General features: G+C 42.5%; 12 protein-coding genes and 1 pseudogene. 10 read left to right on the top strand and 3 right to left on the bottom strand.

The annotated features are described in order from the left end of the window. Positions 1-75 precede the first annotated feature (75 nt). From IX95_RS26990 to IX95_RS02370, 3 genes and pseudogenes are all read left to right on the top strand, one after another. Positions 76-1,386 (top strand): annotated as a pseudogene (locus tag IX95_RS26990) (methyl-accepting chemotaxis protein). Between the two features lie 229 nt (positions 1,387-1,615). Further along, on the top strand, positions 1,616-2,425 hold the full coding sequence (locus IX95_RS02365) for a M15 family metallopeptidase (RefSeq protein ID WP_038156489.1): 810 nt from the start codon (positions 1,616-1,618) through the stop codon (positions 2,423-2,425). Between the two features lie 281 nt (positions 2,426-2,706). Continuing rightward, a complete protein-coding gene (locus IX95_RS02370) occupies positions 2,707-3,279 on the top strand; it encodes a DarT ssDNA thymidine ADP-ribosyltransferase family protein (RefSeq protein WP_038156493.1) in 573 nt (190 codons plus the stop codon). Between the two features lie 58 nt (positions 3,280-3,337). Here the strand turns inward: IX95_RS02370 and darG are convergent, their stop codons facing one another. Together darG and darT are read right to left on the bottom strand one after the other, a co-directional pair. Further along, positions 3,338-4,429 carry a type II toxin-antitoxin system antitoxin DNA ADP-ribosyl glycohydrolase DarG gene (gene darG / locus IX95_RS02375; protein ID WP_235202559.1) on the bottom strand — a complete coding sequence of 364 codons (1,092 nt, stop codon included), beginning with the start codon at positions 4,427-4,429 and terminating at the stop codon, positions 3,338-3,340. Beyond that, on the bottom strand, positions 4,417-5,022 hold the full coding sequence (darT, locus tag IX95_RS02380) for a type II toxin-antitoxin system toxin DNA ADP-ribosyl transferase DarT (protein ID WP_038156496.1): 606 nt from the start codon (positions 5,020-5,022) through the stop codon (positions 4,417-4,419). The genes darG and darT overlap by 13 nt, the downstream gene beginning before the upstream one ends. A 242-nt stretch (positions 5,023-5,264) precedes the next feature. Between darT and IX95_RS26755 the strand changes: the two genes are divergently transcribed. Genes IX95_RS26755 through IX95_RS02410 form a run of 7 tightly spaced genes read left to right on the top strand, consistent with a single transcriptional unit; the run spans position 5,265 to position 13,478 of the window. Then, a complete protein-coding gene (locus IX95_RS26755) occupies positions 5,265-5,831 on the top strand; it encodes a type I restriction-modification system subunit M N-terminal domain-containing protein (RefSeq protein WP_235202560.1) in 567 nt (188 codons plus the stop codon). Between the two features lie 20 nt (positions 5,832-5,851). Further along, complete coding sequence (locus tag IX95_RS02385; RefSeq protein WP_235202561.1) at positions 5,852-6,988, top strand: N-6 DNA methylase; 1,137 nt, start codon at positions 5,852-5,854, stop codon at positions 6,986-6,988. Further along, positions 6,981-8,261, top strand: a complete 1,281-nt coding sequence (locus IX95_RS02390; protein ID WP_051912432.1) for a restriction endonuclease subunit S — start codon at positions 6,981-6,983, stop codon at positions 8,259-8,261. Before IX95_RS02385 ends, IX95_RS02390 begins: the two co-directional genes overlap by 8 nt. Continuing rightward, complete coding sequence (locus IX95_RS02395; RefSeq protein WP_051912434.1) at positions 8,261-9,100, top strand: hypothetical protein; 840 nt, start codon at positions 8,261-8,263, stop codon at positions 9,098-9,100. The genes IX95_RS02390 and IX95_RS02395 overlap by 1 nt, the downstream gene beginning before the upstream one ends. Continuing rightward, the gene (locus IX95_RS25650) at positions 9,093-9,761 is read left to right on the top strand and encodes a hypothetical protein (protein WP_051912437.1); all 669 of its coding nucleotides are present in this window, start codon (positions 9,093-9,095) and stop codon (positions 9,759-9,761) included. The genes IX95_RS02395 and IX95_RS25650 overlap by 8 nt, the downstream gene beginning before the upstream one ends. Next, positions 9,748-12,939 (top strand): type I restriction endonuclease subunit R, encoded by a 3,192-nt coding sequence (locus tag IX95_RS02405; protein ID WP_038156499.1) that lies wholly within the window; start codon positions 9,748-9,750, stop codon positions 12,937-12,939. The genes IX95_RS25650 and IX95_RS02405 overlap by 14 nt, the downstream gene beginning before the upstream one ends. 11 nt (positions 12,940-12,950) lie before the next feature. Next, positions 12,951-13,478, top strand: coding sequence for a M48 family metallopeptidase (locus IX95_RS02410; protein ID WP_235202562.1), 528 nt, complete (start codon positions 12,951-12,953; stop codon positions 13,476-13,478). A gap of 197 nt (positions 13,479-13,675) precedes the next feature. Here the strand turns inward: IX95_RS02410 and IX95_RS02415 are convergent, their stop codons facing one another. Further along, a complete protein-coding gene (locus IX95_RS02415) occupies positions 13,676-14,704 on the bottom strand; it encodes a hypothetical protein (protein WP_235202563.1) in 1,029 nt (342 codons plus the stop codon). Between the last annotated feature and the right edge of the window lie 217 nt (positions 14,705-14,921).

A 14,921-nucleotide genomic window follows, 5' to 3' on the forward strand; every position in this document is an offset into this window, starting at 1 on the left:
TTTAGAGGTGTGTGCATAATTTGAACCAGCAACCATACTTAAAGCAATTCATTGAGCATGAAGAGTGTGTAAGTTATGTGGCCATTTGACAAAAATAATGAAGAATCTGAACAAAAGCTTAGCCTTCAGCATCACAATCATCTGATTGTTGCCTCTATGAGCAAGTCGTTAGTGACCATTGAGTTCGATACTGAGGGGCACATCCAAAATGCCAGTCCACTGTTTTTACAGGCAATGGGTTACCAACCTGAAGAGCTAATGGGTAAGCATCATCGAATATTCTGCGATAAGAGTTATACCCAGAGCGCTGATTACACTCAGTTCTGGCAATCTTTGGCGAGAGGTGAAGTGAAATCAGGTACTTTTGAACGCTACAGTAAAACGGGGGATTTGGTCATTATTGAAGCGACTTACTTTCCCATTTTTGATGACACTGGTAGTGTGAAAAGTGTGATGAAAATTGCCAGTGACGTCACTGAGAAAGTTAAGAAAGCTCAGGCGGATAAAGATCTTATTACGGCGCTTCATCAAAACTTTGCCGTGATTGAGTTTCAGCCCGACGGTACCATTCTTGACGCGAATAAGAACTTCCTCTCTGGTTTGGGTTACGCAATTGAGCAGGTTCAGGGGCAGCATCACCGCATGTTTTGCTTTGATGATTTTTATCAGGAAAACCCAAACTTCTGGCGCGAACTGGCTTAAGGTCGTGCTTTCTCGGGCCGATTCTTACGTAAGACCAGCTACGGGGAGGAGTTATGGATTCAGGCATCTTACAGCCCAGTGCGCAACGAGAAAGGAGAAGTGTATAAAGTGGTGAAATTTGCTTCAGACATCACCGATGATGTGAATCGCGAAATGGCGATCTCGGAAGCGGCAAACATCGCTTATTCAACCGCACTACAAACTTCGCAAGTGGCTCAGGAAGGCAATCAGGTCTTGCAAGATACGGTGGGAATTTCGCAAAGAATGATGGATAACCTTACGGTATCGATCAGTCAGGTTGAGGAGCTAGCATCGCTTTCGGATGATGTCTCTGAAATTGTAAAAACCATAGGCAGCATTGCAGAGCAAACCAACTTGTTAGCACTGAATGCTGCTATCGAGGCGGCACGCGCTGGTGACCAAGGCCGAGGGTTTGCTGTGGTGGCCGACGAAGTGCGTAAGTTGGCTTCAAGGACATCAGAGTCTACGGAAGAAATCACGCAGGTGGTCAACAAAAATATGTCACTGACCAAAGAAGTCACGCAGGCGATGAATGATGTCAATTATGTCGCTCAGGAAGCCAGCGGTAAAGTTCAAACTGTGTCCGAGACGATGGACGAGATATATACAGGTGCCGAAAGTGTCGCCTCTGCGGTGAACAGTTTTAAAGGCAACGAAAGTTAATGAAATCCAAATCGCAAAAACTCAGTAGGAAGTGGTTGGCTTTCTATTGAGTTTTTCTATCCGTTTTTCAACTAATTCCCAGCGTTACTTTCATTCCTAAACGCGAACTTGAAAGCTTGTCGGAGTCAGAATCACAATTTGACGTAAATTCAGTGCTTTAAATATCTCGCCTAATCAGTCAATTCGCTAGAATAAGTCCACCTTCAGGGAATACGTTGAGATAAGTGAAATGAAAAAACATTGGCTGGGCTTGCTCGCTGTCTTATTGAGTTCGACGGGGTACACTAAAGTCGCACCTGTTTCGGATTGGCAATGTGGCATGATGAAGAAACAGGGAGTATTGAGTGAAGGTGCTCCGGTGGGCTGTGATCGGCTGTCCAAAGTGGATTTCGACTTCGTCACTTTTGATGGTCAAACTAAGCAAGGCAGCATGATCGTGTTCGATGTTGTGGCGCCTTCCGTTGAGCAGATTTTTACAGAACTGCATAAACGTCAGTTTCCTCTTCATTCCGCTCGTTTGATGCGTGAATTCAAAGGTGATGATAATGCTTCGATGGCCGCGAACAATAGCAGCGCTTTCAATGCGCGCCCCATCACTGGAGGGTCTAGTTGGTCGAAACATGCTTACGGCGTCGCCATTGATATCAACCCGGTACAAAACCCATTTCTAGAGTTTGGGCCAGATGGAAAAATTACCGTCAAACCGATTCAATCAGTAGATAACTACATCAACCGAACTCGTTTTCGAGCTCGAAATGAGATCGAACGTCAGGGCATGGCCGAAGAGGTCACGGAGCTTTTCGCACATCATGGGTTTCTTATCTGGGGCGGTGATTGGAATACGCCGATAGACACCCAGCATTTTGAAATCGGATCGCGTCAATTTATTGAGACGTTATTAAATCAACCTAAACCCGCTGCAATGGAAGCATTCAACCAATACATTGCGTCATATCGCCATTGTTTCGAGCAAAATAAAACTGAGGGAAGTGAGAAAGCGCGAGCAATGTGTGCGTATAAAACAGTACGAGCGTTTTAATCTCGCTGATGCGCTGAATACAAAAAGGCCCAACTCGTAAGAGTTGGGCCTTTCCAAACGTTTGGTGGGCTGGCGTCATCTGAATTTGAGTTTTAAATTGTATTTATTTGATTTGATTTTTTATCTTAGTACTTATCTTGGTACTAAAATGGCTGGTTAGTAGTATTTTCTAAAGTTTTGATTATGAGAACTAACGCAACTTTGCCTAAGCGCATGTTGTTTGAAAGTTCGAGGGGGTACGGCATACTAAATTGATTGCACTTGAATTATAAGAGTATGTTATGGCTGATATTAGAACGCAAAAATTACTGTATCACATTACAAGTTTCGATAACGTAGCTTCTATTCTCGAGAATGGTCTGCTTCCTCGGGCTGACATTGATGGGTTTGATGATGTTGCCGACCATGAGATTTTAGAAGGGCGCCAAGCATTTAATTTAGAGCAATATGTGCCTTTTCACTTTTTCGCTCGAAACCCGTTTGATGGTGGTGTCCAACGAGATAATCCACATACAGACTTCGTATTATTTACTGTTAGAAGAGCCGTAGCGCAGGCTAGGAATTGGAAAATTATTCCTCGGCACCCTTTAGCAACGCAAGGTGTTGAAGTTCTTGATTATGAAGGGGGCTTTGATCGAATTGACTGGGAGGCAATGAACCGCCGAGATTATCATGATGAGGAATCTAAAAGTGTATGTATGGCGGAATGTATCTCGCCTACAGCGGTCGCCGTTGATGATTTCTTCATGATTTTTGTACCTAATAATCAGGTAAAGGATAATGTCGATATGCTACTCAGAGATCTAGGTATCACACTTGATGTTAAGGTTAATGAGGGGATGTTCTTGTCGTAGATTACTCTCGTAAAAAGGCTTCTTAATCGAAGCCTTTTTAATTGAGTCTTTTTACTGATTACGATGGAGCTACTCTATCGACCCAACTCTGTTCTTGTAATCGCTCTAGTGCTGCTTTTATATGAGCTGGTTTCATTTGTGCCTTACGTTCACTCCACGAATGTACCTTCTTAATCACTTCCTCCAAAGTAATATTCTCTGGTTGGCATTCTCTCGTTACTACCCAGTGAACGGTTGAGAGAAGCTCCATGCCGTAAGGTGATTCGAACCCGTCAACAAGCTTAGTGACTTCATCAAAGTTACGCTTTGTATCTGGGTGAGAAGCGAGGAATGATTGCGCGTCTTTATCTGCACCATCTTTGAGTATGATCGGTGTATCAGGTTTGTTTATCCCATCCGCATACCCAGAAATAAAGTGCCCTTCCATTTTATCTAGTACGTGCCGCAGTACATCAGCATATGGGCCGTAATGATGTTTCTGAAAATGCACTTTGTTTAATTTTTCCCCAGTAGCTGTAAGGAAGTAAACAAGCTTTTGTACTTCAAGCAGAGAGAGTTTGTAGTGTAAGCCTGTAGTTAAATACTCGTTGATTAAACCTATTACAGCAGCTCTACCAATCGTCATTCTGGGCTTCGTTGTACGATTGAGCATTTTCTCCGCTTGTGGTGCATTTTGAGGTGGATAAATGCGCCATTCCACTTCTGGCATATCAGAGAGTGATTCTTGAATTTCTCGCTCGACGTCTGTCCAAGGTAAGCCGCCTAGACCACTGCCAAGAGCTGGTATAGCGACTGAGGTTAACTCTAACCTTTTTACTTCTTTTTTTAGATCAGCTAAGCCATCTTTGATGTATTCAATCTTAGACTTTCCTTTCCAGTGTGCTTTTGTTGGAAAGTTGATGATGTAGAAAGGTGCACTAATTGATTGAGTTGAAACAGACAACATTTTACCTGTTGTAAGCTCTTTGTTATCACAAGCCGACTTATAGATTTTAAAATTGTCTGGAAAAGCTTTTTTAAATTGCAAAGCTAAACCTTTACCCATAACCCCGACGGTATTTACGGTGTTAATAATGGCATCTGCTTGGTCGTGTAAGATGTTTCCTTTAACGTATGAAATCATTGTGATGTACTCAGCTAGTAATACCATTCTGGCTTAACCAGAACGTCAGGTTGGTGCTGTGAATTTGCGATAATCTGCTCTACTTTATCTGCTAATTCTGGCGTTTTTACTCCGATCTGTCGAATGCAATTCCAAGATACCGTTTCGTGAGCTAGGAACTCAGCTTGTTTTTCTTCTTTAAACTGTTGCCAGTACTTGGCATGAATCTTTTTAAAGTCGAGTTCATTTAATCGCGAAAAGTCGTCGATTTGTTCAGCAAAGGCTAAATCTGCATGTATGTCAGTAAAGAAGCAGTTGGAGTTACTAGTGATGACCGTTTGTGTGTCACTGATAAGGTGTACGATTTCGTTTTGCCCACCATTAAAGTCATCGTGACCTTGATGAATCACGTAGAGCATCACAGAACGGGGGCAAAAGTTAAATGGAACATACTCACCAATCGTACCTCCTGCAGCAACATTAACTTTATGCTGCAACCGACGCTCTTTTATGTGACTGTAACCTATATTTTTACTGTCTAAACCTAGCTCAATACGCTTCGCGTCAGACCATAAACAACCTTCGAGAAGTATCCCTTTGAGGTTATTGATGTGGGTGATATGAGAGACCTTTACAGTCATCGATAACATCCTTGGTACAGTGATGAATAGATTGGATAAGAGAATTTAATCAGTATGTTACGGGTTAATATTATCTTCTTGATAGTGAAAATACTACTTTCCTTGCTTTATGCACTCACTATTTGCGGTCTCTGATTGCCCCACCAGCCGCTTCCCCGTAAAATTATCGCCAATATCTGTTCGTATCAATACGACAACGTACATCTTAGTACGAGATTGCCCCATACTTTTAGGTAACCTTAATGACCAATAAACTCACCCTCCAGCAGCTCGAATCTTTCCTTTGGGAAACCGCTGATATCCTTCGTGGCAACATGGATGCCTCTGAATTTAAAGACTATATCTTTGGCATGATGTTCTTAAAGCGCATGTCGGATGCGTTTGAAGAAGAGCAAGAGAAAGTCATTCAGTACTACCTAGACAAAGGCAAAACGCAAGCTCAAGCAGAAGAGCTTGCAGATGACGAAGATGAGTACGATAGTACCTTCTACATCCCTGAAAATGCGCGTTGGTCTGCACTAAAAGACTTAAAGCACAACATCGGTGAAAGCCTCAACAAAGCGACGGAAGCGATTGAAGAACATAACTCATCTCTAGAAGGTGTGTTGGTGACCATCGACTTCAATATTAAAAACAAGCTGACTGATGTTAAGTTGCGTGATTTGCTCTCTCACTTTAGCCAACATCGCCTGCGTAATGAAGACTTTGAGCGCCCTGACATGTTGGGTACGGCTTACGAATACCTAATCAAAATGTTTGCGGACAGTGCAGGCAAAAAAGCGGAGAGTTCTATACCCCAAGCGAAGTAGTACAACTGCTGGTGGCATTGTTGAAACCTCATGCTGGTATGCGTATTTACGATCCAACAACGGGCTCTGGCGGTATGTTGGTTCAGACTCGTAACTACCTAAAAGAGCACGGTGAAAACCCTGCAAACCTGTCGCTGTTCGGGCAAGAGATGAACCTGAATACGTGGGCAATCTGTAAGATGAATATGTTCTTACATGGTGTGCACAGTGCCGATATCCGCAAGGGCGACACTTTGCGCGAGCCTAAGCATACTGAAGGTGGTGAGCTTCTTAGCTTTGACCGTGTTATTGCCAACCCGCCTTTCTCACTAAAGAAGTGGGGCAAAGACGAGTGCGATAGCGATGGTTTTGGACGCTTTCCTTATGGTACGCCGCCAAAAGACGCGGGTGATTTAGCCTTTGTTCAGCACATGATTGCTAGTACCAATAATGAAGGTATGGTCGGTGTGGTCATGCCTCACGGCGTGCTATTCCGAGGGTCAAGTGAGAAGGCAATTCGCCAAGGCATTTTGGAAGACGATTTGCTAGAAGCGGTTATCGGTCTGCCATCTGGCTTGTTCTATGGTACGGGTATTCCTGCTTGTCTTCTTATCATCAACAAGAACAAAACTGCAGAACGTAGAGGCAAAGTCCTGTTTATCAATTCTGAACTTGAGTTCGAAGAGGGCAAAAACCAGAACAAGCTACGCCCACAAGACATTACTAAGATAGTTGAAACCTTCGATAACTACGCTGATGTTAAGCGCTACGCGAAAGTGGTGAACTTCTCAGAAATTGCTGAGAACGACTTTAACCTTAACATCCGCCGCTATGCTGATACTTCGCCACCAGCAGAAATCTTTGATGTACGTGCAATTCTTCATGGTGGAGTACCTGTCCGTGAAGTACATAACGAATACATTGAAGAGGAAATCCTTGAAGGGTTTGATATCTATTTGGTATTCGATAAAACCAACGATGATTACTATGCCTTTAAACCAAGTATCGAACGTAAAGAGCAGATCCGAGAAGTTGCAGGTGATGTAGAAGCCAAGGTTATCACCCAGCTTGAGCGCTGGTGGGATAAATACCAAGTGTCGCTGCATGAGCTAGACCAACAAGCAACGGAAGCCGAGAAAGTAATGCAAGGGTACTTGAAGGAGCTGGGGTATGAGTGAGTTAGTTCCTGAAGGTTGGCATTGGTCTACTTTTGGTGATGTTGTCAGTACTATAAAGAGTGGGCTATCTCGTCGAATTGTCGCGCAAGATATTGGAGTACCAGTCTTGATATCAGGGAATATCCAAGATAATCGTTTGGATACATCAGAACTAAAATATTGGTACTTGGATGATCCGCAAGGGGCTGACACTAAACGCTACTTTTTGAAAGATGGAGACCTGTTACTTTGCTTCATTAACAGTCTTAGTCAGATTGGTAAGGTATGTGTTTATAAAGATATCGGTCGCCCAGCTATTTATACAACCAACTTATTTAGAGTTGTGATTAATGATGAACATGAACCTAGGTTTATGTTCAATCTGATGACCAATAAGGCTTTTCAAGATGAAATAAAGCTTATAACAAAGCCTGCGGTTAATCAGGCTTCATTTACAAAATCTGAATTGGAGCAAATAAGAGTTTTGCTCCCTCCACTCCCAGAACAAAAGAAAATCGCCGCTATCCTTACTTCTGTCGATGATGTGATTGAAAAAACACAGGCTCAAATCAACAAGCTCAAAGACCTGAAAGCAGGCATGATGCAAGAGCTGCTAACTCGTGGTGTCAGTGTGGATGGTAAGCCGCATACGGACTTTAAGGACTCGCCTGTGGGTCGAATTCCGAAGGGGTGGGAGGTTCTACCGTTAGAAGAGCTTGTTAAATCCGACAAAAAAATAACCTATGGGATTGTTCAAGCAGGTCCACACTGCGAGGATGGAGTTCCTTATATTAGAGTATCGGACATGAGTTTAAGGTACTTATCTAGGCAAGGTATGTTGCTAACATCTCCGGAAATAGCTAGGAAGTTTGAACGCTCATCGGTTAGTAAAGGGGATATTGTTTATGCCCTTAGAGGTATGATTGGACACGTGCATATTGTGCCAGCCGAATTAGAAGGTGCTAACTTAACTCAAGGAACTGCGCGAATTTCTCCTTGTGAAAACGTTGATACCAACTACTTGTGGTGGGCAATGCGATCTCCATACGTAGCATTGCAAAACGATTTAGAAGCCAAAGGTTCAACATTTAAAGAGGTGACGTTAGCTAGTTTGCGCAAGATACTGATTGCTATACCATCAATCGAAGAGCAACGATACATAAGCTCTGCACTTTCAAGTATAGAGTCAAAGTCTTACGTGGTTGAAGATAAACTTACACAGCTAAAATCACTTAAAAAAGCTCTAATGCAAGATCTCCTTACAGGCAAGGTTCGCGTTAAGGTAGACAGCTAATGCTAAAAGCAATTCTTCACGGCAAAGCTGGGCGTATCGAACATGACGGGCAAACCTCGGTTCGTTGGGCTAGCTTGTTCAAAGCTCGTGAAGATTTGCTTACCTCAACAGTGTTTGAGCGTTTCGTTTATTTGTCTGACTCTCTTCAGTTCCAACTACTTGAGTTCTGCTTTAAGGGTAAAGTTACGGCTTTAGCTGAGCTCTTTGGGACATTCATTACCATTGATTACTGGCCTAGGTACACCTTTGAAGAAAAAGGGCATACCAGGCAAGTTGAACCCGACTTAATCATCCGTTTTGAAAAAGCCAATCTAATCGTGGAAGTAAAACCTCCTGCTGGTGGTGAACAGTATTTTACTCAATGGCGGCGAGAAGTCGATTCTTTCCTTCAGTCAGAAGAGGGCGAAAGTCTCCCGCTTTATTTTCTTGCCATTGGTCGCGTTGATGATACTTCCGTACTTAACTGGGAAAGTGAGTTACTCAATGAATTTGATAACTTGATTTGTGTCGGTGCTATTAAATGGCAGCCTATAGCGGATTGCTTAGTTGAAAAGTTGTCGGATAGCCGTTTATCCAAAACAGATAAACGGGTTTTAAATGACATGCTCAAAGCTCTCGCTCTGTATGGCTTGAATGTCAGTAACTTCAAATGGGACAAGCTACGTAAGCACTCCTTCCCTGTTCTGTCCCTTAGTCACCCATTGCTTAGTGCTGTTGATATTAATCAAGGTGCTATTTTGGATGTTTCGCATCAATCAGTTCAAAGTCTTATTAACCATGACTTCAAACCCGTCACCTTAGACGCTCTGTTGGCTTGGCCTAGGTATAACAATGAATAATGAAAACAAAGACGATCTATTCCTACAAATTCGAACCGCTCACCGCTTATTGGCGGCGTATTATCAACGCCTCCTTCCGACTATAGAGCAGATAAGCAAAGAGTTAGAGCTAGATTTCTATGTGTGGACTCCTAAAGAGTTTGCTCGTCCTTCCAAGTTGACGACCAATCCCTTTGAGAATTGGCAATGGGACATGTTACCTGCACTTTCAACTTACTATGTGTTTAAGAACGTAGAAGATGTTCACAAACTGCGAATAGGTGAGTTCCTAGTGGAGTTTATGGTTGATTCAGATACTGGCGTAGACTCGGATGCTGCAAATGGAGGGCAGCCAGATGGCTTATCACTACCCATCGGTGTAGAAGAGGCGCAGAGCTTGCTAAAAGTCAGTATTTACACTCCATTTAAGAACGAAAATGCAAATTGGTACTACAAAGTTTGGAATTGTTGTCAGCATCCTAAATTTAATGATTCGCCATTACCTCAAATAGACCCTGACCGTTACCCGATTATTAGTTGCGGATTCGAACTACCGATGTCTGATTTACTTGAAGAAGATGCAGTTAGAAAGATCGCAAGTAAAACGAGAGAGTTTATTGATTCGGCTTTAACTGCTGCTTCGGAACAACATAAGAAGGTGGTTGGCGATGGGCAGCAATAATAACGAATTCGATAAAGTAGAAGCGCCTGCAATTGCTCAGTTAGTTAAGCTTGGCTGGACCTACGTACAAGGCAAATCCCTTTCCCCTGAACACGTAAATCAAGAACGTACTTATCTACGTGATGTCATACTGGTGAAGCGCTTAGAGGCAGCTATCAAACGCATTAATCCTTGGATAAGTGAAGAGAACCTGCGAAAGGTATCTAGGGAAGTTACGCACCCCAATTTTGCTGCTTTGATGGAGTACAACCATGCTTTCTACCAAACCATGGTTAACTACCTATCGGTAGAGCAAGACCTCGGTAAAGGGCGCAAAGGGCAAACCGTCAAACTTATTGACTTCGATACGCCGTCCAACAACGAGTTCTTAGTGACGAACCAATTTAAAGTTGAAGGGGCGCAAAACATTATCCCTGACATAATCTGTTTTGTTAACGGTATTCCTCTTGCTGTCATTGAATGCAAATCGCCGTACATTTCTGATCCTATGAGCCACGGGATAGACCAGCTTCGTCGTTACGCCAACCTACGTGAACAAGAAAATGAAGAAGGTGCGGCAAAGCTATTTTGGTATAACCAATTGATGGTTTCTACCTGTCGTGACCAAGCGAAAGTCGGCACCATTAGCTCTAGCAGTCAGCACTATGGGGATTGGAAAGATGCCTACCCATACAGTGATGATGGGCTAGCGCAGCAATCACTACACGATAATGTAGTGACGTTTCGTTCTGCCGTGGACGTTCAGCTTCCTGATGATGTATTGGACGATAACTCCGAGGCTGAAAGCCAAGTTGAGTTCTTACAAGCTGCTGAAGAAAAAGCTACTTACGAAGTCCTGACTCGTGTAACAGCGCAGCAGCGATTACTTGCAGGCATGTTTAGCTTGGATAATTTCCTAGATATTCTGCAAAACTTCATCATTTATGAAACTGACGATGGCAAGATAATTAAGAAGGTTGCACGTTATCAGCAGTATCGTGCCGTTAATAAGGTCATTCAGCGCTTAAAAACAGGTAAAGACCGCAGAGAAAAACCTGGCGTGGTGTGGCATACGCAGGGCAGTGGTAAATCACTGACTATGGTTATGCTAGCGGTGAAGATGCGCCGTGATCCTGAACTACAGCAATACAAGTTGGTATTCATCACTGATAGAACTCAGCTTGATGAGCAGTTATCCAATACTTTCCGTGATGCGCAAGGTGAGACTCTTTATAACGCTGGCTCAGTGAATGAGCTTAAAGAGCTACTTAAAAAAGACAGCTCGGATCTGGTTACTGCAATGGTTCAGAAGTTCTCTGATCTAGAGAAAGAACAAGAGAAACAATCGAAAGCTGCAGAAGGGTTTAAAGATCTAAACCCTAGCGAAAAAATCATCGTACTGGCTGATGAGGCACACCGTACTCAGTTTGGTGGTCTTGCGATGACTATCAATGCAGCATTACCGAATGCGCCTAAAGTAGGCTTTACGGGGACACCCCTGCTTAAAACCCAGAAGATGGGACAAGCATTTGGTGGCTATATTGACGAGTACAAAATCAACCAAGCAGTAGAAGACGGGGCGACAGTACGCCTGCTGTATGAAGGTCGAGAGGTTAAGTCTGAAGTTTCTGGAGAATCTCTTGATAAGTTGTTTGAAGAATACTTTGGTGAATACACAGAAGAAGAACAGCGCGAAATTAAGAAAAAGTACGGTGTAGAACGCGCCGTGCGTGAAGCGCCTGCACGCATCCGTTGGGTCTGCCTTGATTTGCTCAAGCACTATAAAGAGCACATTCGTCCTGATGGCTTTAAAGCAATGATTGTTGTTGGTAGCCGCCATGCCGCTGCCGTTTTCAAAAAGACACTTGATGAGCTTGGTGCTCCGCCTTCTGAGGTGATCATTTCTGGTGACCACAACGATAAGCAATATATCGCTAAGTACACCGACAAAGCACATCAAAAAAAGGTGATTAGTAACTTCAAAAAGCCTTTTGGTATGGATAAGGCTGGCACTGAAGAAAAGGACAAGAAGTTTGATAACACGGCGTTTCTCATCGTCAAGGATATGCTGTTAACTGGCTTTGATGCACCGATTGCACAGGTCATGTATATCGACAGAAAACTGCAAGATCACACATTGATGCAAGCCATCGCTCGTGTGAATCGTACATACAAAGGTAAAACTTGCGGTTACATCGTTGACTACTATGGTCTCGCAACGCACTTAACTGAAGCGCTTGATTTGTTTAGCAGTGAAGATGTTGAGGGGACGTATCAAAGCCTCAAAGACGAGATTCCGAAGCTTAAAGCGAAACATACCCGTGCAATGTCGTTCTTTAAGCATATTGATAGTGATGATGTCGACGATTACGTTCTCGCACTAAAAGATGAAACTACTCGAGCTCAATTTGATGTAGCGTTTAAGCTCTTTGCCAAACAGCTCAATGTGATATTACCAGATGCGAGTGCTGCTCCTTTTATCCCAGATATGAAGTTGCTAGGAAAAGTATACAATGCATCGCGAACCATGTATCGAGATGCTGGTTTAGATATGCGTGAGATTGGTGAAAAAGTAAGACAGTTGGTCGATGAGCATATTTTGAGTACAGGGGTAGATCCTAAAATTCCTCCAGTGGACTTATTGGCAGCCAACTTCAAAGATACGATTAAGCCAAATAAATCAGATGAATCTAAAGCCTCTGAGATAGAGAGCGCTATCAAGCATCATATAACCATTAATCTTGATGATGACCCTGAGTACTACCGTTCTTTGAGCCTGAGACTGAGGGATATTATCGAGAAGACGTCTGGTCAATGGGCTCAGCAGCTTGAGTTACTACTTGCAATGACAGATGACATTGGCTCAGCCCACCAGCAAGCAGCTCAAGATGTTGGGTTAAACGAAACAGAGTTCGCTTTTTACAATATCTTAATTGCCGAGGTGACTAACGCTAATGATGGCGATGTGATTGATGAAAGCGTCCATGAAGCTATTAAAGATACAACGCAAACTTTGGTCGCCATGTTAAATGAAGCAACGGAAATAATTGATTTCTTCGCTAAGCAAGATGAAGTTAAGCGGATGAAGAAAGAGATAAAACGCGCTGTGCTTGATCAGCCGTTTGGTGACAAAGCATTGGTTAGTGCTCTTCAAGAGCGTTTTATGGATCTCGCTAAGCACAAGTTCGGCAATAAATGATTGAGCAAAACATGACGAAAAAGCACCAGCCAGAGCTTATTCATACTGCCAGTTACAGTGTGCTGGTGGAGCGTACCTCAAGAAAGAAAACTGCATCACTTAAAGTTGATGAAGGGGAGGTGACTATCATCGTTCCCAAGTTATTAGAGCAAGACACCGTAACCGTGCCAGAACCTTCAACTCAAACGCACTATATTCGCCGGGCATTGGTGAATTGGTATAAGCGCCATGCTGATAAGAAGATTCGGGAAAAAGTGAGGCGTTATGAATCGCTGGTGGGTGTTGAGACTGGCGTTGTTCGGACAAAAGAGTTCAAGAGCCGCTGGGGTAGTTGTACCCCTTACGGTGATTTGGAGTTTAACTGGGTGATTGTCATGGCTCCCAACCGTGTAGTTGACTATGTAGTTGTCCACGAGCTTTGTCATTTGCTTCATTATGATCACTCACCTCAGTTCTGGAAAGAAGTGGAGCGAGTCATGCCTGATTACAAAGAGCATAAAGAATGGCTTAGAGAGTTCGGGCATGGGCTGGCAATTTAGGGAATAGATGCAGAAGTGTTCAAAATACAAAAAGGCCCAACTCGCAAGAGTTGGGCCTTTCCAAACGTTTGGTGGGCTGGCGTAAGTTGATCTTGTAGTTTAGTCATTTGATTATTAAGAATAAATTATGGTTTGATTTTTATTTCGGTTCCTACTTTGGTTCCTAAGGAATCTGGTAATAGGAAAAATGATAGGCTTTACTTACAAGCTGAATCAATTAACTTGAATAGCGTTTTCTGAATCTTGACCTTACCCTTAGACCCACCAGCTAGTTTAACTAGTTTATCTAGGCGTTCTTGATCCAGCTCAATCGTACATACAGCTAGAGAATTTTTCTTTCTGGAAAAACTATCTCTAATATATTTGGTTATTTTTTCGAAGTCTTCTTTTTCATTAGTCACATAGAGGATATCAATGATATTTCGAATGCTTGACTTTTTCTTCTCTAGATCTTCAGTTGGGCTAAGAGGTATGTATTCATATTTTTTGGTCAATATCGCATATAACCAATCAACCATCCTTTCATCTTTCTCTTTCAGTATATCCCAGTTTATTGTAGATAGTTCTCTAACCATTCTGTCATAAACTGTTTCAATAGAATCAACTATCTCAGTAAAACCTCGTTCCCCGATAAAATCACGATGAGTACTATAATTCTCGAGGCACTCCATTAACTCCCCCCTAAAACTGTCACTTTTGTTAGGACAAATTTTGAGTATGCTATTTATGGCTTCAAAGTCCGTATCTATGTTTCTGGTGAGCTGAAAATACTTACTTTTACGAATGTTCCTAATACGGTTTAGAGAATCTGAAGAGCTATCTCTAGAGCCTTCTTTATGCGGCCCATCTTCATCAGTATCTCCTTTGGTATTCTCACAAGTAGATAGGTAGGTAGCAGGATAAGAAAAATAGCGTTCGTTATTCTTAACCATCATCTTAAACACAGACAAGAAAAAATAAGCGGCCCTAGTATTTTCGCTTTCTGTAACCCAAGTCAGCTTGCTTTCGACATAAGATGTCTCGGTCTTTAAATCATATAAATCTATTAATATTTGCCCAAGTTCAGCCTCAACGTCATAGTCGAGTCTTCCTTCCTTCAAGTCATCACTCGTGATGTCTAGCCTTTTAGAAACTTCTTCTGTGAAAATATTCTTGAGTTTTTTCTTATCCAGATTATGTAAATTTTCGACTGCCGTAACATTACCTTTATTTGAATTTTTATTCAAATACCTTATGTATGTCCTAAGGTTTCTCTCGGTGTCGTTAGAGTATGTTTTGAAGCTAGAGTAACTCATTTCTATCTAAATACCATTATTAAAATAGTGAAGTTAAGTTATCAAGAAACTATCGGTTTTACGACGGAAATTAGTATGTTTTGTGACTGAAATAAGTAGGGGTAGTGTCGGAATTGTGTCGGTGATGTGGCGGCTATCTTTTGTTTCA

It is taken from the genome of Vibrio sp. B183 (genome assembly GCF_000740665.1).
Taxonomy (GTDB): domain Bacteria; phylum Pseudomonadota; class Gammaproteobacteria; order Enterobacterales; family Vibrionaceae; genus Vibrio; species Vibrio coralliilyticus.

What these genes read in the sequence shown, in the direction of transcription:
- IX95_RS02365 (WP_038156489.1), top strand. Translation starts at nt 1,616, where the DNA reads ATGAAAAAACATTGGCTGGGCTTGCTCGCTGTCTTATTGAGTTCGACG.
- IX95_RS02370 (WP_038156493.1), top strand. Translation starts at nt 2,707, where the DNA reads ATGGCTGATATTAGAACGCAAAAATTACTGTATCACATTACAAGTTTC.
- darG (WP_235202559.1), bottom strand. Translation starts at nt 4,429, where the DNA reads ATGGTATTACTAGCTGAGTACATCACAATGATTTCATACGTTAAAGGA.
- darT (WP_038156496.1), bottom strand. Translation starts at nt 5,022, where the DNA reads ATGACTGTAAAGGTCTCTCATATCACCCACATCAATAACCTCAAAGGG.
- IX95_RS26755 (WP_235202560.1), top strand. Translation starts at nt 5,265, where the DNA reads ATGACCAATAAACTCACCCTCCAGCAGCTCGAATCTTTCCTTTGGGAA.
- IX95_RS02390 (WP_051912432.1), top strand. Translation starts at nt 6,981, where the DNA reads ATGAGTGAGTTAGTTCCTGAAGGTTGGCATTGGTCTACTTTTGGTGAT.
- IX95_RS02395 (WP_051912434.1), top strand. Translation starts at nt 8,261, where the DNA reads ATGCTAAAAGCAATTCTTCACGGCAAAGCTGGGCGTATCGAACATGAC.
- IX95_RS25650 (WP_051912437.1), top strand. Translation starts at nt 9,093, where the DNA reads ATGAATAATGAAAACAAAGACGATCTATTCCTACAAATTCGAACCGCT.
- IX95_RS02405 (WP_038156499.1), top strand. Translation starts at nt 9,748, where the DNA reads ATGGGCAGCAATAATAACGAATTCGATAAAGTAGAAGCGCCTGCAATT.
- IX95_RS02410 (WP_235202562.1), top strand. Translation starts at nt 12,951, where the DNA reads ATGACGAAAAAGCACCAGCCAGAGCTTATTCATACTGCCAGTTACAGT.